Here is a 14,131-nt window from a genome sequence, read left to right as displayed (position 1 = left end):
CCGTTGGTTGGTTCAATTGTCGCGCTTGATGCGGAAGACTTCCACGCCGACCGCGTCGCAGTCGGGGTAGACATCCGGTTTTTCAGTCGATACGCGCGCCGCGCGCACTTTCGGATGCGCCAGCATGGCGGCAACCACGTCGTCGCACAGGGTTTCCTGCAGGTGGATGTGGCCCTGCGCCATGCGGCGGGCGATGGTGGAGCGGATGAAATCGTAGTCCACCACTTCATCCAGCAAGTCGGCCTTGGGGGTCGAGTCGGCCAGCGGGATGAACAGGTCGACGTTGACCAGGATGCGCTGCTCGCCCTTCTTCTCGAATTCGTGCACGCCGATGTTGATGAGTACTTCATAGTTGCGCAGGAACAGGCGGCGGCAATCTTGCAGGGACGGATGGAACAATGCGAGCATGATAAGAAGGGAAAAAGATTATTTCGCCACGAACATGACGTCGCGCGAAAGGGGGAGCAAATGCTGGCCGCCATCGACCAGCAAGGTGGTGCCGGTAACCGCCGGCGCCAAGGCGAGGTAGCAGACCGCGGCGGCGATGTCGTCGGGCGTGCTGCTCTTGCCCAATGGCGTGACCTGGTGGGCGCGGTCGAATTCTTCGGCAGTTTGGTCGCCCGACGCCATTGTGATGCCCGGCGCCACGCCGACCACCCGCACGCGCGGCGCCAGCGCTTGCGCCAGCAGCGTGGTGGCGTTGTGCAGCGCGGCCTTGGACAGCGTGTAAGACAGGTAATCGGGGTTGGGATTGTACAGTTTCTGGTCCAGCAGGTTGACCACCACCGACTGGGCGCCTGCGGGCGTGGCCTCGAACAGCGCCTGCGCCAGCAATACCGGGGCGCCGACGTTGGCGCACATGTGGCGCATCAGGCGCTCATTGCCGAAACTGGCGGCGTCGTCGAAATCGAACAGGGAGGCGTTGTTGACCACGCACGACACGCGCCCCAGCGGCGCGGCTTGCGCCAGCAGGGCGCGGACTTGCCCTTCGTCGCCCAGTTCGGCGCGCACCGCCAGCGCGCGGCGGCCCAGCGCCTCGATCTCGCGCACCACGTCATCGGCTTCGTCGCGCGAGCGGTTGTAATGCACGGCTACATCCCAGCCGGCATGCGCCAGCGCCAGTGCGATGTGGCGGCCGATGCGGCGCGCGGCGCCGGTCACCAGGGCTACGCGTGGAGCAGTGTGGGAATGGGGTTGGGATGTCATAAGTTCAAATACAATAAGGCCCATGCAATTGCAATTACCTGAACCAGGCGCCGATGCACAGGCCGCCTCACAAGCCCTCCAGCAACTGATCGCCGGCGAGATCGCCGCGGCGGGCGGCTGGATATCATTCGAGCGCTACATGGAGCTGGCGCTGTATGCGCCGCAATTCGGCTATTACAGCGGCGGCGCGGCCAAATTGGGCAAAGACGGTGATTTTACAACCGCCCCGGAAATTTCGCCGCTGTTTGGCGCGACTTTGGCGCATTTGGCGACAGAACTGATCGCGACCAATGAATCGATTGCCAATGTTTTCCTCGAATTCGGGGCCGGCACCGGCAAATTGGCGTTCGACATCCTGTCGGAACTGAAATCCCGCAACCAACTGCCGCAACAATATTTCATTGTGGAAATATCGGCCCAGCTGCGCGCGCGCCAGAGCGAAACCTTGGGGGAATTCGCCGCGCTGGTCGAATGGCTGGATGCCTTGCCGGAAAGTTTTTCAGGCATCGTGCTGGGCAACGAAGTGCTGGACGCCATGCCGGTGCGCCTGGCGGTCAAGGCGGACGGCATCTGGCTGGAGCGCGGCGTGGCCGTCAATGCCGAAGGCGCTTTCATATTCTCCGACCGCGCCGTGGATGGGTTGCCGGTGACGCAGATCCCCGACGCCGAGGAATTGCCTGAGGGCTACCTGACCGAGCTGGCGCCGCTGGCCACCGGTTTCATGCGCACGCTGGCGGGCATGATCGCGCGCGGCGCGGGCGCCGTGGCGATCTTGCCGGACTACGGTTTCCCGGCGGCCGAATACTATCTGGACGACCGCTCGCAGGGCACGCTGATGTGCCATTACCGCCACCATGCGCATCCCGACCCGTTTTACCTGCCGGGGCTGCAGGACATCACCGCCCACGTCGATTTCACCGCCATGGCGGTGGCCGCCGTGGAAGCGGGCGCGGAAGTGCTGGCTTATGCCAGCCAGGGCGCTTTCCTGCTCAACGCCGGCATCGGCGAACTGCTGCTGCGCACCTCGCCGGAAGCCAGCCTGCAATATCTGCCGCAAGCCAACGCCATGCAGAAACTGATTTCACCCGCCGAGATGGGCGAGCTGTTCAAGGTGCTGGCCATCGGCAAGAACGTGCAATGGCCGCAGCGCATGCTGCGCCATGACCGCACCTACCGTCTGTGAAGGAGCGCGCGTGATACGCTGGGTTGTCGTGATTTTTCTTGCTGTGATCGTGTTTTCGTCGCTGCTGCCCTGGCTGGAAAAGCTGGGCATCGGCCGTTTGCCGGGCGACTTGCGTTTCCGCCTGTTCGGCCGCACCTTCTCGTTGCCGTTCGCTTCGACTATCTTGTTGTCGACGGTGGTGTTCATCCTGGCGAAGATCTTGTAGAAGAGCGCGGAGCGGATATGCGGGTATTGCTGGTGGAAGATGACCCCATGGTGGGCGAAGCGGTGCGCAAGGGTTTGCGCCAGGACGGTTTCGCCATCGACTGGGTGCAGGACGGCAAGTCGGCCGACGCCGCCTTGCGCAACGAAGACTACGCCATGCTGCTGCTCGACCTCGGCCTGCCGCACAAGGACGGGTTGGCGGTCTTGAAGACCATGCGCGAGCGCGGCAACCGCATTCCGGTCCTGATCACCACCGCGCGCGATGCCGTGGCCGACCGCGTGGCCGGCCTGGATGCCGGCGCCGACGATTACCTGATCAAGCCGTTCGACCTGGAAGAACTTTGCGCCCGCATGCGCGCGCTGCTGCGCCGCCAGTCCGGCCGCGCCGACAGCCTGGTGCAGGTGCGCGAGGTGGTCTTGAACCCCGCTACCCATGAAGTCACCGTGGCCGGCCAGCCGGTCAACCTGTCGGCCCGCGAGTTCACCCTGCTGCATGCCTTCATGGACCGTCCCGGCGTGGTGCTGTCGCGCGCCCAGCTGGAAGAAAAGCTCTACGGCTGGGACGACAGCATCGAAAGCAATGCCGTCGAAGTGCACATCCACGCGCTGCGCAAGAAGGTCGGCAGCGACTTCATCAAGAACGTGCGCGGCGTCGGTTACCTGGTGCCGGCATGAGCTCGATGCGCAACAAGCTGCTGCTGTGGCTCGGGCTGGGGTTGTTCTCCATCATCGTGGCGGCCGGCGTCGGGCTGTATTTCCAGGCGCGCGGCGAGGCCAACCAGATCTTCGATTACCAGATGCGCCAGATCGCCGCCTCGCTGCCGCGGCAGGCCTTCTCGCCGATTTCGCCGGGGCAGCAACTGCCGGAGCTGGAAGACGAGATCATGATGCAGATCTGGGACAGCAGCGGCACCGTCATTTACCACTCGCACGCGCGCGGCGCCATGCCGCGCCAGGCCGAGCTGGGCTTCGTCAACGTGCATGGGCCCAACGGCATGTGGCGCGTCTACAGCGCCCAGGTCGGCAGCACGGTGGTGCAGGTGGCGCAGCCGCAAAGCGCGCGCGACGAGATCGCCGCGCAGATGGCGGTCAAGACGGTGGCGCCGCTGTTCCTGCTGTTCCCGCTGATCGGCATCCTGGCGTGGCTGGCGGTCAGCCGTGGGCTGGCGCCGGTGCGGCGCGCGGCGGCCGAGGTGCAGGCACGCGACATGAATTCCCTGATGCCGATCGCCGACGTCGGCCTGCCGCAGGAAATCCAGCCCTTGACCCATGCGCTCAACGACCTGCTGGCGCGCCTGAAACAATCGACCGAGGCGCAGCGCGCCTTCGTGGCCGATGCCGCGCATGAACTGCGCACGCCGCTGACGGCCTTGCGCCTGCAGGCGCAACTGGCCGAACGCGCAGCCGATGAAGGCGAGCGCAAGGCGGCTTTTGCCGATTTGAAGAATGGCCTGGAGCGCACGACGCACCTGGTGCATCAGTTGTTGACCCTGGCGCGCCAGGAGCCCGATGCGATGCGCTTCACGCCGGTCGACCTGCGTGAACTCCTGCGCGGCGTGGTGGCCGACCTGTCTTCGGTGGCCAGCGATGGGGATATCGACCTGGGGCTGTCCGGCGAGGATGGCGACGGCGGCCCGTTGATGGTGAGCGGCAATGCCGACGCCCTGCGCATCCTGTTCAACAACCTGGTCGACAATGCCTTGCGTTACACGCCGGCCGGCGGCGTGGTGGACGTATCGTTGGCCATGTCGGAGCAGGGCAAGTGCACGGTGCTGATCCAGGACAGCGGCCCGGGCATCGCCGAGAGCGAGATGCCGCGCGTGTTCGACCGCTTCTATCGCGCGCGCCGTCCGCAAGAGCAGAACGCCGGCCGCGCCGCGTTCGGCAGCGGGCTGGGGCTGGCCATCGTGCGCCAGATCGCCGACCTGCATCGTGTGCCGGTGGAACTCAACAATACCGGCAAGGGACTGCAGGCGCGCGTCACATTTGCGCTGCTGCCATAGTCCGTTCGGCGCTCGGTTTCGGGGCGTTGAGCGCCGCTGCGTCCCGACTTTCGTCAGGATCACGGTGAGTCGGAAGCTCCGATGGTTTGTCGCCTGCCACTTTTTCCTGCCTTAAGTTTGTCTTAATTTTCCCGCCTTAATCTTCACTCCAACGGTCGAGCAGCCGCGGCATCCCAAGCCCATCAGCTGCCGGGCCACCGATATTTCTCTGGAAAGCAAAGGAGTGCATGATGAGCCGTCGAATCGTTTTCGTCCGCAATACATTGGCTGTGGCGCTGGCTGCCGTCGTCGGCGGCAGTTATGTCTATTTCCGCGGCGCCGATTTGCCTGCGGCCCATGCGGCGGCGATCAATACGCCGCTGGTCGCATCCAATGCCGGGCCGACCGCACCGGCCGCTCCGGTGATCGCGACGGCCACCGATTTCTCCAGCATCGTGCAGCGCGCGGGGCCGGCAGTGGTCAACATCAGCGTCACCGGCAAGGTCAAGAAAGTGGCCGACGACAGCGACGATGGCGATCCGGACGATCCGTTTTCCCAGTTCCTCAAGCGTTTCGGCCCGCAACTGCAGATACCGCGCCAGCCGCAGGTCATGCACGGTTTGGGTTCGGGCTTCATCATTTCCCCTGACGGCGTGATCCTGACCAATGCCCACGTGGTCGAAGGGGCGCAGGAAGTGGTGGTCAAGCTGACCGACCGCCGCGAATTCAAGGCCAAGGTATTGGGCGTGGACAAGCAGAGCGACATCGCGGTGATCCGCATCGACGCCAGGAACCTGCCCACGGTGCAGGTCGGCGACCCGACCAACGTGAAGGTCGGCGAGCCCGTGCTGGCCATCGGCTCGCCCTACGGCTTCGACAACACGGCCACCGCCGGCATCATCAGCGCCAAGTCGCGCAGCTTGCCGGACGACAATTACGTGCCTTTCCTGCAGACCGATGTGGCGGTCAACCCCGGCAATTCGGGCGGTCCGCTGTTCAACCTGAAGGGCGAGGTGATCGGCATCAACTCACAGATCTACAGCCAGACCGGCGGTTTCCAGGGCTTGTCGTTCGCCATCCCGATCGACGTGGCGATGAAGGTCGAGCAGCAGCTGGCGCAGCACGGCAAGGTCACGCGCGGCCGCCTGGGCGTGTCGGTGCAGGATCTGAACCAGGCGCTGTCCGAATCGTTCGGCCTGAAGAATGCGCAAGGCGCGCTGGTCAGTTCGGTGGAAAAGGGCAGCCCGGCCGACAAGGCCGGCCTGCAGGCGGGCGACGTGATCCTCAGCTTCAGCGGCCATGCGATCGACCATTCGGTGGATCTGCCCACGCTGGTGGCCGATACTGCGCCCGGCACCTCGAAGTCGCTGGAAGTGATGCGCGGCGGCAAGGTGCGCACCATCAACGTGACGGTGGGCGAGATGAAGTCCGCCAAGAACGACGCGCCTGCCAGCAAGGCCGAGAACCAGGGCCGGCTGGGTTTGGCGGTGCGCCCGCTGGACCCGGATGAACGCAAGCAACTGGGCGGCCAGAACGGCCTGCTGGTGGAAGACGCCAACGGCCCGGCGGCAATTGCCGGCATCCAGAGCGGCGACGTGATCCTGGCCTTGAACGGCACGCCGGTCTCCAGCGTCGAGCAGTTGCGCGCGCTGGCCAGCCAGGCCGGCAAGAGCGTGGCGTTGCTGGTGGAGCGGGGCGATGAGAAGATCTTTGTTCCGTTGGCGCTCAACTGATTTTCCGTAGCGTTTTGTTAGCGGCTCTAAGTAGTCCTGAGGGTAGTCCGTGGAAAGCAGTAAGCAGTGAGGGAGTGGCCGGACATGCGCAAGCATGTCCGGCCTTTTTTCGTCCGGCGGCGCCTGCCGCTCAGGCCGGATCGGCCGGCGGTTTTTCCTGCGCCGCCGGCGCGCCGCGCCAATGGTCATGCGTGTGTTCGCGTTCCATCTCTTCGCGGTCGCTGGCGAACATGGCTTGCAACTCTTCGCGCGCCTGCACCGCCATCGATACCATCTGCTGCTGGTCCTTGTAGTGGGGATAGAGCTCGTACAGCGTCTTGATGTTGTGCGCGCGGAATTTCATCGCCGCCTGGCGCGCGCGGTAGGCGCCGAAGCCGAGCTGCTCCAGCGCGCGCCGGCCCATCTGCAGCGCGCTCTCGAAGGTTTCGCGCTCCAGCACCGTGACGCCGCGGTCGAGCAGGTCGTAGTAATGCGTGACGTTGCGCGCGCGGGCGGCAATGGCCAGGTGCGGGAATTCTTCCTTCACTTTGTCGACCAGCGTCAGCGCCGCCTGGGCGTCATCGATGGCGATCACCAGCAGGCGCGCCTGGGCGGCGCCGGCGGTGCGCAGCAGGTCGATGCGGGTGGCGTCGCCGTAAAACACCTTGAAGCCGAACTTGCGCAGGAAATCGATCTGGTCCGGGTCGTGGTCCAGCACCGTGGCGTGGATGCCGTTGGCATGCAGCAGGCGCCCGACGATCTGGCCGAAGCGGCCGAAGCCGGCGATGATGACCGGATGCTCCTGTGGCGCCATGTCATCTTCCGGACGGCGGCTGCCGGCGTCCAGCCAGCGCATCAGCACGCGGTCGTGGATCAGCAACAGCAGCGGCGTGACCAGCATCGACAGCGCCACCACCACGATCAGGATGGACGAGACCTCAGGCGTCAGCACCCGTGCGCCGACTGCCGCGCCGAATACGATGAAGGCGAATTCGCCGCCCTGCGAGAGCAGGAATGCGAAGAACAATTGCTGGCCGCGGGGGATGCCGAAACAGCGCCCGAGGAACCACATCACGGCCGTCTTGATCATCAGGAAGGCCGCCACCAGGCCGAGGATGCGCCAGGGCTGCGCGAGGAACACGCCAAAGTCCACCGACATGCCCACGGCGATGAAGAACAGCCCCAGCAGCAGGCCCTTGAACGGTTCGAGGTCGCTTTCGAGCGCATGGCGGTATTCGGAATCGGCCAGCAGCACGCCGGCCAGGAAGGTGCCCAGCGCCATCGACATGCCGACCGACTGCATCAACAGGCCGGTGGCGATCACCAGCAGCAGGGCGAAGGCGGTGAAGATCTCGCGCATATCGGTCTTGGCGATGATGCGCAGGATGGGGCGCATCAGCACGCGCCCGCCGAAGATCAGCAGGGCGATCACCAGCGCCACCTGGCCCGCATGCAGCCAGCCCTGGCCGCTGCCCTGGCTGGCCGCCACGCCCAGCAGCGGCACCGCCGCCATCATCGGGATCGCGGCGATGTCCTGGAACAGCAGGATGGAAAATCCCGCCGCCCCGGCCGGCGAGGCGGTGAGCTTGCGTTCGCCCAGCGTGGCCAGGGCAATCGCGGTGGAAGAGAGCGACATGCCCAGTGCCGCGATCAGGCCGATGCGCCAGGGCACGCCGGCGGCCAGCGTCGCGGCCAGCAGGGCGGCGGTGACCGCCAGCACTTGCGCGCTGCCCCAGCCGAAGATGGAGCGCCGCAACGCCCACAGGCGTTTGGGGTCGAGTTCCAGCCCGATCAGGAACAGCAGCAGCACCACGCCGAATTCGGAGAATTCGAGGATGTGATTGACTTCGGTGATCAGGCCCAGGCCCCAGGGGCCGATGACGATCCCGGCCAGCAGGTAGCCCAGCACCGCGCCCAGGCCGAGGCGTTTGGCGATCGGTACGGCGGCCACTGCGGCGAGCAGGTAAACCAGGGCTTTGAGTAAGTGTTCATCCATGGCGGCGTTATCTTTATTGGATTGGGGTGGGGGCGGTTACGGGGAAGGGGCTCGGTATGGCGGATGGATTCAATCCCAGTTCGGATAGCGTTCCAGCCGGTCGAGATAGTGCGTTACGTGCCGCTGGAAATCGAGCGGCGCGATGTGGTGGGCGCCGTGCAGGATCAGCGGTTCCATCCAGTGCATGCCGCACAGTTGCGCGGTTTGCCGGTAAGGCGGGAGGAAGTCGCTGAAGGGATGGCCGTGGCGTCCGCCGGGCGCGTACGCCTCGGATTCGCCGCCGGTGCTTGCCACCAGCCAGAATCCTTTGCCGCGCAGTGCGTTGCCATCATGGCCGAAGGCCCAGCCGCGCGCCAGCACCAGGTCCAGCCACTCCTTCTGCAGCGCCGGCATGCTGTACCAGTGGATGGGGTGCTGCATGACGACCAGGTCGGCTTGCGTGAGCAGTTGCTGTTCGCGCTCGATGTCGATGTGGAAATCCGGATAGCGCTCATACAAGTCGTTGACCACCACGTTGGGCAGTTTGGCGGCGGCCTCGACCATCAGGCCATTGGTGCGCGAGAGTTCGGCGGTGGGGTGGGCATACAGGATGAGTATGTTGGGCATGGCAGTGGCGAGCCTGGTGTTGTTCTCGGGCAGGGTGCGCAGTTCGCCGAAATTGGCCGGAACATGCGCGCACTGTCCGTTGTCTGTTTGATCGAGGGAAGGGGAGTTTGCCACGAAAGCACCGGCGGCCGCTTGTACAAAGCGCTACGCACATGCAAAGGCGACGCCCTTCCCCTGGTTTTCCTGCGGGTATCAAAAGCCGGGCAATGCGCTTATACTCAGCCATCCCCCAGCGGCTTCCCCTTGCGCCATGAGCGCATGCGGATGGCGCAGCAGATGACACTCGCCGCAGTTTATTCATATTCACTCGTTATTGCAGCCATGTCCGATATCCAAGATTCCGAAGCCAGCCAGCCACGAGAACCCAATCCGGCCAAGCCCGCTCCTGCCGCACCTCCAGCTACCCCTCCAGCCACCCCGCAAGCCGCCGATGCGGCAGCCCAGCCGAAGTCGGCGGAGCAGCCCGCCCAGGCGGCGCCGCCGCCAACTGCCCAGCACGCTCCCTTGCCGCCGCCGCCGCACCATGCCACCGATGCGCCATGGGCGCAGACCTGGCATTTCCTGGCGGCGCGCTTGCGCGCGATGTCCGACAAGGCCGGGCGCCGTGTCATGCAGCGTACGCTCAAGATCGGCGTGTCGGCCCGTATCTTCCACCCCGAGTCCGGCTCCAAGGGCTTGCGCAGCAAGACGCTGCAATACCTGGAAGAGTCGATTGCGCAGTGGGTGATGTCGCGCGACGTGCTGGTGTTCATGATCCCGACGGTCAATACCAACGGCCTGGTCCATCCCAGCAACATCCGTTTGCGCGACTACGCCAAGAATCTCGACGGCCTGGTGCTGCAAGGCGGCGCGGACGTTTCGCCGCAAAGCTACGCCCAGGCGGCGACGCGCCCTGAATGGAGCGGCGACCGCGCGCGCGACATGTACGAGCTGGAACTGCTGCATGAATTCATCGAGGCCGGCAAGCCGGTGCTGGGCATCTGTCGCGGCTGCCAGTTGATCAACGTGGCCTTCGGCGGCACCTTGTACCAGGATATCGCCACCGATGTGCCGAGCGCCATCCCGCACGTCAACGACATGTACGACAGCAATTTCCATACGCTGCAGTTCCCGCCGGGCTCTTCGCTGGCGACGCTGGTGAAGACCGAGAACGCCATCGTCAATTCGATCCACCACCAGGCGGTGCGCGACCTCGGACGCGACCTTTCGGTGGAGGCGGTATCCGGCCCCGACCAGATCGTCGAAGCCATCCGCTACCGCAAGGCGCCGTTCGTCATGGGTTTGCAGTGGCACCCGGAATTCCATCGCTCCGGCGGCGCCGAGCTGCTCGACTGCACGCCGATTCTCGACAGTTTCCTGCGCACCGCGCGCGAGACGCGTTTCTGAATATGGGCCGGCGTGCTGTCTGTTCGCGCACGGCATATATTTTCCCTCGGGAAACTAATGTCGAGGCGTGTCATCGAACTTTCTTTGTGCTGGCGCAATATTGCGCCGTGTCGACTACACGTCGGCGAATCGTCTCTGTAGAATCGGCTGAAGCTGGGCCGATACGTTGAGCTTGATGGCGTTGCCGCCGGCACTCAGTTTTGTTAGTTTTGTCATTTCACCAACTGAGATAAAAAGGAGAATCACATGACCCAATCCACCGCTCTCAAGACCGTGAGGAACGATATGAAAACCCTTGTCAAAGATGCCCAGGCCCTGTTCGCCGAAGCCGCAGCCGCCACCGGCGAAAAGGCAGATGTATTGCGCGCCAAGGGGCTGACCCTGCTGGAAGCCGCGGCGGAAGCTGCACAGGGCGCGCAGACCGCCGCCATCGAAAAGGGCAAGGTAGTCGCCGCCAAGACCGACGATTACGTGCATGAAAACCCGTGGCGCGCCGTGGCCATCTCGGCCGGCGTCGGTTTGCTGGTGGGGCTGGTCATCGGCCGCAGCAAGTAAGCCGGGTCCCGATGGCGACCCCGCACAAGGAAGGCCAGCCCGCCAATCCCGGGCTGACCGCAGGCTTGCTGGGCCTGGCCAAGAACCTGCTCGGCCTCATCATCAGCCGTATCGAGCTGGCATCGCTGGAAATGTCCGAGATCGGCGCCAACCTGGTTCGCTTCGCTGTCATCTTCGTGTTGGCGGCCATCGCATTATGGTTTGCGATCGCATTCTGGTCGGTGTTGCTCGTCATGCTGGCGTGGGATACCTGGGGCTGGAAGATCCTGGCGTTGCTCGGCGCCATCTTCAGTGCGGTCACGGTCGGCCTGGTGTTTTATGCGCGTTCGGTGCTGCTGCAAGGCAAGCTCTCGCTGCCCGTCACCATGTCCGAATTGCGCAAGGACCGCGATGCCTTGCTGTAACGCTGGCAGTCGTTACCGACAGAGCGAAAAGGAGCCGTATGCAAGCAAACCAGGATGACGCCATGACGCACGAAGAGCGCAAGCGCAAAGTGCTGGCGCAAGGAGCGTTGTACCGTGTGGGCGTGATGGAGGCGCGTGAGGTGGTGCGGCACAGTCTGAGCGCCGAATCGCTGGCCAAGGGGGCCTTGAACCGGGCTGCGCATTTTGCCACTTCCTTCATCGGCGGCGGCAAGACCTTGCAGTCGATCAAGTCGCTGGCTGCCGGCGGCCTGGGCGGCGTCAACCTGCAGTCGGTCATGCCGTTGCTGATCACCGGCGCATCTTTGCTGTCCAGGCGCTGGCTGCGCAAGCCGCTTTTGTATGGCGGCATCATCAGCGCGGTCGGCGGCCTGGCGTATTACCTGAGCCAACGTTCCGGCGGCGAAGAGGCCGACAACGTACCGGCCGGGCAGGACCGGCCGCCGGAAGCGCCATGAGCGGCAAGCCGCGGCGCTGATGCTTCCGCAGAGGCGCTGTTTTCCACGCGAGACAAAGGCATCCGCTGCGCCGGATGCCTTTGTTTTTTCGGGAAGCGAAATATCGCTGGCGGCGGAACATTAATGCGTTCATCCTGCTCTGAATCTGACCGGCCGCGAGGCCTGAACAACAACGCTGAGAAGGCAAGAAAGGAAACAAGATGAAGACATTATCGATTGCCGCCATCGCCGGCGTCCTGGCGATTTCCGGCTGTGCGGACATGAGCCAGACGCAGCGCGGCACGGCCACCGGCGCGGGTATTGGCGCCGGCATCGGCGGTATCCTTGGCGCAGTCACCGGCGGCGGTGGCGGCGGACGTGCTTTGGGCGGCGCGGCGATCGGCGGCGCCATCGGCGCCGTGGCCGGCAATATCTGGTCCAACCGGATGGAGGAGCAAAAGCGCGCCATGGAACAGGCAACCCAGGGCACCGGCGTGCAAGTCACCCAGACCCAGGACAACCGCCTGAAACTTGAAATCCCCAGCGATATTTCCTTCGATACGGGCCGTGCCGACATCAAGCCCGAGCTGCGTCCCGTGCTGGATCGCTTCGCCGCGACCCTGGCCGAAAATCCGGCCACCACCGTCACCATCGTCGGCCATACCGACAACACCGGCAGCGATGCGATCAACGACCCGTTGTCCACCGAGCGCGCAGCACGCACGCGCGACTATCTGACCACGCGCGGCGTCGGTGTCGGCCGTTTCATGATCGATGGCCGCGGTTCGCATGAGCCGCTCGTACCCAATACATCGGACGCCAACCGCGCCAAGAACCGCCGCGTGGAAATCTATGTGGCCGAACCGCAGCAGCAAGCGCAGCAACAACAAGCGCCTGCCGGATATACGCCGCCGCCTCCGCCACGTTATTGATGGCGATCCGACTCCGGTGAGCGGCCGGGAAATAAAAAGCCCCGAATAGTATTCGGGGCTTTTTGCTGGCAGCGCCTTATTTCGCCGGGGCGGCCGATGTGGCAGCGGCAGGCGCATCGGCGGCTGGCGCCGCTGCGCCGTCACCTGCGGCGGGAGCCGCGGCCGGGGCTTTCACTTCGGGTTCCTTGAACTTGGCGCCGGACTGGTTGGCCATGTAGACCACGGTGCGCTGGATTTCCACATCATCCAGGTCGGGATTGCCGCCCTTGGGCGGCATGGCGCGCAAGCCATTGATGGCGTGTGAAACCAGTTGGTCATAGCCTTCGGCGAGACGGGCTTTCCAGGCGGCCTCATCGCCAACCTTGGGTGCGCCTGCGATGCCGGCGGCATGGCAGGCGGCGCAAGTCGACTTGAAGACTTCTTCGCCAGATTGCAGTTGCTTGGGAGTATTGGCGTCACGGAAGGTGAAGCCATCGTCGGCCACCGGCTTGATGCGCGCGGCAACCATCTCGGGCGTTTGCCCATCGGAGCCGGCGCCGGTCTTCTGGTCGTTGGTAACATACTCGACCAGGAGCACAATGCAGACGATTGGAACCAGAAAACCTGCTGCGACAGCTGCGATCAATTGCTTGGGAGTCTTGATTGCCGACTCGTGTTCATCATGATGAGCTGTGCTCATTAGCGTCCCTCCGTAATGTTTCCTCGAAATTGGGGCGGAAAACGTCGGTTCCCTTTGTATCGCCTGGCATTATATGGACTCATTATCAGGCAGGGCTTTCATTGCGCTCTCTCGCCGAACCCTTGATTATAGTCACAATGCTTTCCGTTTGACACGCAAAAACGCCTGCGGCAATGGACGGCCCGCATGAAAAACGGTATTCTTCAGGCCTCTTCGGGTTTTGCCCCACAACGCGGCTGTAGCTCAGTGGATAGAGTATTGGCCTCCGAAGCCAAGGGTCGTGGGTTCGATCCCCGCCAGCCGCGCCACAGAATTCTTTCCCCACCTCAGATGTGAAGCTGGAACCATAACTTTGCCGTTTGGCAGCTTATGCGTCCAATCTCGGAGAGATGCGCCGATCAGCGCATGCTCTATCGAATAAGCGTACCAAGCGAAATACAAAGAATTATTTAAAAGCCAACGTGTTCTGCCGGGAAGCAGGATGTGCCCGTGATGGTCGACATACTTTGCGCGATATCAATCAGGTATCAGGCGCTATATTTTTCTGTTCAATGGCGCCGCCAACTCTGTAATTGCGCATCGATTTGAGTCGCCATTGCAGTGCCCCCTCGGATTGACGCACAAGCTGTCGGCGGCATCGCCCGTCATATAACTGGCCGGCCTCGGCAAGCTCGGCTTTGCGTGTGGTCCGGCGCAGTAGCGCGGCCAGGCGCTTGCCCACGGCCCCTTGCGAAAACGCATGACGTTGACGACGTTGGCGATGTTGATGGCGGAGGCCTGTCGTTCGGCAATTTCATTCAATAATTCCATTTTTGGATTAATAATTTCCAC

16 protein-coding genes and 1 tRNA gene are annotated in these 14,131 nt (G+C 63.8%); 11 read left to right on the top strand and 6 right to left on the bottom strand.

The window, feature by feature from the left end; all coding sequences use genetic code 11:
• Nucleotides 1-12 precede the first annotated feature (12 nt).
• Together AC07N6_RS13070 and AC07N6_RS13065 are read right to left on the bottom strand one after the other, a co-directional pair.
• The gene (locus AC07N6_RS13070; RefSeq protein ID WP_494781553.1) at nucleotides 13-408 is read right to left on the bottom strand and encodes a dihydroneopterin aldolase; all 396 of its coding nucleotides are present in this window, start codon (nucleotides 406-408) and stop codon (nucleotides 13-15) included.
• A gap of 18 nt (nucleotides 409-426) precedes the next feature.
• Nucleotides 427-1,206, bottom strand: a complete 780-nt coding sequence (locus AC07N6_RS13065) for an SDR family oxidoreductase (protein WP_494781554.1) — start codon at nucleotides 1,204-1,206, stop codon at nucleotides 427-429.
• A gap of 22 nt (nucleotides 1,207-1,228) precedes the next feature.
• Between AC07N6_RS13065 and AC07N6_RS13060 the strand changes: the two genes are divergently transcribed.
• The 5 genes from AC07N6_RS13060 (at nucleotide 1,229) to AC07N6_RS13040 (ending at nucleotide 6,308) form a co-directional block, all read left to right on the top strand.
• Nucleotides 1,229-2,389, top strand: coding sequence for a class I SAM-dependent methyltransferase (locus AC07N6_RS13060; RefSeq protein WP_494781555.1), 1,161 nt, complete (start codon nucleotides 1,229-1,231; stop codon nucleotides 2,387-2,389).
• A 10-nt stretch (nucleotides 2,390-2,399) separates the two neighbouring features.
• Nucleotides 2,400-2,594, top strand: coding sequence for a DUF2905 domain-containing protein (locus AC07N6_RS13055; protein ID WP_050467708.1), 195 nt, complete (start codon nucleotides 2,400-2,402; stop codon nucleotides 2,592-2,594).
• A gap of 17 nt (nucleotides 2,595-2,611) precedes the next feature.
• Nucleotides 2,612-3,268, top strand: a complete 657-nt coding sequence (locus AC07N6_RS13050) for a response regulator (protein WP_494781556.1) — start codon at nucleotides 2,612-2,614, stop codon at nucleotides 3,266-3,268.
• Nucleotides 3,265-4,596 (top strand): ATP-binding protein, encoded by a 1,332-nt coding sequence (locus tag AC07N6_RS13045; protein WP_494781557.1) that lies wholly within the window; start codon nucleotides 3,265-3,267, stop codon nucleotides 4,594-4,596. The genes AC07N6_RS13050 and AC07N6_RS13045 overlap by 4 nt, the downstream gene beginning before the upstream one ends.
• A 230-nt stretch (nucleotides 4,597-4,826) precedes the next feature.
• Complete coding sequence (locus AC07N6_RS13040; RefSeq protein ID WP_494781558.1) at nucleotides 4,827-6,308, top strand: DegQ family serine endoprotease; 1,482 nt, start codon at nucleotides 4,827-4,829, stop codon at nucleotides 6,306-6,308.
• Nucleotides 6,309-6,438: 130 nt separating this feature from the next.
• Here the strand turns inward: AC07N6_RS13040 and kefC are convergent, their stop codons facing one another.
• Nucleotides 6,439-8,283: a glutathione-regulated potassium-efflux system protein KefC gene (gene kefC / locus AC07N6_RS13035; protein WP_494781559.1), complete on the bottom strand. Its 1,845-nt coding sequence runs from the start codon at nucleotides 8,281-8,283 to the stop codon at nucleotides 6,439-6,441.
• A gap of 69 nt (nucleotides 8,284-8,352) precedes the next feature.
• Nucleotides 8,353-8,889 (bottom strand): glutathione-regulated potassium-efflux system oxidoreductase KefF, encoded by a 537-nt coding sequence (kefF, locus tag AC07N6_RS13030; RefSeq protein WP_494781560.1) that lies wholly within the window; start codon nucleotides 8,887-8,889, stop codon nucleotides 8,353-8,355.
• A gap of 321 nt (nucleotides 8,890-9,210) precedes the next feature.
• Here kefF and AC07N6_RS13025 point away from each other — a divergent pair, with 321 nt between their 5' ends.
• From AC07N6_RS13025 to AC07N6_RS13005, 5 genes are all read left to right on the top strand, one after another.
• Complete coding sequence (locus AC07N6_RS13025; protein WP_494781561.1) at nucleotides 9,211-10,275, top strand: gamma-glutamyl-gamma-aminobutyrate hydrolase family protein; 1,065 nt, start codon at nucleotides 9,211-9,213, stop codon at nucleotides 10,273-10,275.
• Between the two features lie 246 nt (nucleotides 10,276-10,521).
• Complete coding sequence (locus tag AC07N6_RS13020; RefSeq protein ID WP_494781562.1) at nucleotides 10,522-10,830, top strand: ElaB/YgaM/YqjD family protein; 309 nt, start codon at nucleotides 10,522-10,524, stop codon at nucleotides 10,828-10,830.
• Between the two features lie 11 nt (nucleotides 10,831-10,841).
• Nucleotides 10,842-11,234 carry a phage holin family protein gene (locus AC07N6_RS13015; protein ID WP_494781563.1) on the top strand — a complete coding sequence of 131 codons (393 nt, stop codon included), beginning with the start codon at nucleotides 10,842-10,844 and terminating at the stop codon, nucleotides 11,232-11,234.
• A gap of 38 nt (nucleotides 11,235-11,272) precedes the next feature.
• The gene (locus tag AC07N6_RS13010) at nucleotides 11,273-11,710 is read left to right on the top strand and encodes a hypothetical protein (protein ID WP_494781564.1); all 438 of its coding nucleotides are present in this window, start codon (nucleotides 11,273-11,275) and stop codon (nucleotides 11,708-11,710) included.
• 200 nt (nucleotides 11,711-11,910) lie between these two features.
• Nucleotides 11,911-12,621 carry a YiaD family glycine zipper/OmpA-like lipoprotein gene (locus AC07N6_RS13005; protein ID WP_494781565.1) on the top strand — a complete coding sequence of 237 codons (711 nt, stop codon included), beginning with the start codon at nucleotides 11,911-11,913 and terminating at the stop codon, nucleotides 12,619-12,621.
• 76 nt (nucleotides 12,622-12,697) lie between these two features.
• Here AC07N6_RS13005 and AC07N6_RS13000 read toward each other — a convergent pair whose 3' ends face one another.
• On the bottom strand, nucleotides 12,698-13,300 hold the full coding sequence (locus tag AC07N6_RS13000; RefSeq protein WP_494781566.1) for a c-type cytochrome: 603 nt from the start codon (nucleotides 13,298-13,300) through the stop codon (nucleotides 12,698-12,700).
• Between the two features lie 232 nt (nucleotides 13,301-13,532).
• On the opposite strand from AC07N6_RS13000, the gene AC07N6_RS12995 reads away from it, so the two are divergent.
• A tRNA-Arg gene (locus tag AC07N6_RS12995) sits at nucleotides 13,533-13,608 on the top strand.
• 226 nt (nucleotides 13,609-13,834) lie between these two features.
• Here AC07N6_RS12995 and AC07N6_RS12990 read toward each other — a convergent pair.
• Nucleotides 13,835-14,131, bottom strand: a complete 297-nt coding sequence (locus AC07N6_RS12990) for a hypothetical protein (RefSeq protein WP_494781567.1) — start codon at nucleotides 14,129-14,131, stop codon at nucleotides 13,835-13,837.

It is taken from the genome of Herbaspirillum sp. GW821-FHT09A12 (assembly GCF_059418325.1).
This window is presented reverse-complemented; position numbering and strand designations above follow the sequence as displayed.

Bases quoted from the DNA above. Each gene is read 5' to 3' on its own strand.
- AC07N6_RS13040 (WP_494781558.1), top strand. From the start codon at position 4,827: ATGAGCCGTCGAATCGTTTTCGTCCGCAATACATTGGCTGTGGCGCTG.
- AC07N6_RS13060 (WP_494781555.1), top strand. From the start codon at position 1,229: ATGCAATTGCAATTACCTGAACCAGGCGCCGATGCACAGGCCGCCTCA.
- AC07N6_RS13005 (WP_494781565.1), top strand. From the start codon at position 11,911: ATGAAGACATTATCGATTGCCGCCATCGCCGGCGTCCTGGCGATTTCC.
- kefF (WP_494781560.1), bottom strand. From the start codon at position 8,889: ATGCCCAACATACTCATCCTGTATGCCCACCCCACCGCCGAACTCTCG.
- AC07N6_RS13015 (WP_494781563.1), top strand. From the start codon at position 10,842: ATGGCGACCCCGCACAAGGAAGGCCAGCCCGCCAATCCCGGGCTGACC.
- AC07N6_RS13000 (WP_494781566.1), bottom strand. From the start codon at position 13,300: ATGAGCACAGCTCATCATGATGAACACGAGTCGGCAATCAAGACTCCC.
- kefC (WP_494781559.1), bottom strand. From the start codon at position 8,283: ATGGATGAACACTTACTCAAAGCCCTGGTTTACCTGCTCGCCGCAGTG.
- AC07N6_RS13010 (WP_494781564.1), top strand. From the start codon at position 11,273: ATGCAAGCAAACCAGGATGACGCCATGACGCACGAAGAGCGCAAGCGC.
- AC07N6_RS13050 (WP_494781556.1), top strand. From the start codon at position 2,612: ATGCGGGTATTGCTGGTGGAAGATGACCCCATGGTGGGCGAAGCGGTG.
- AC07N6_RS13070 (WP_494781553.1), bottom strand. From the start codon at position 408: ATGCTCGCATTGTTCCATCCGTCCCTGCAAGATTGCCGCCGCCTGTTC.
- AC07N6_RS13020 (WP_494781562.1), top strand. From the start codon at position 10,522: ATGACCCAATCCACCGCTCTCAAGACCGTGAGGAACGATATGAAAACC.
- AC07N6_RS13045 (WP_494781557.1), top strand. From the start codon at position 3,265: ATGAGCTCGATGCGCAACAAGCTGCTGCTGTGGCTCGGGCTGGGGTTG.
- AC07N6_RS13065 (WP_494781554.1), bottom strand. From the start codon at position 1,206: ATGACATCCCAACCCCATTCCCACACTGCTCCACGCGTAGCCCTGGTG.
- AC07N6_RS13025 (WP_494781561.1), top strand. From the start codon at position 9,211: ATGTCCGATATCCAAGATTCCGAAGCCAGCCAGCCACGAGAACCCAAT.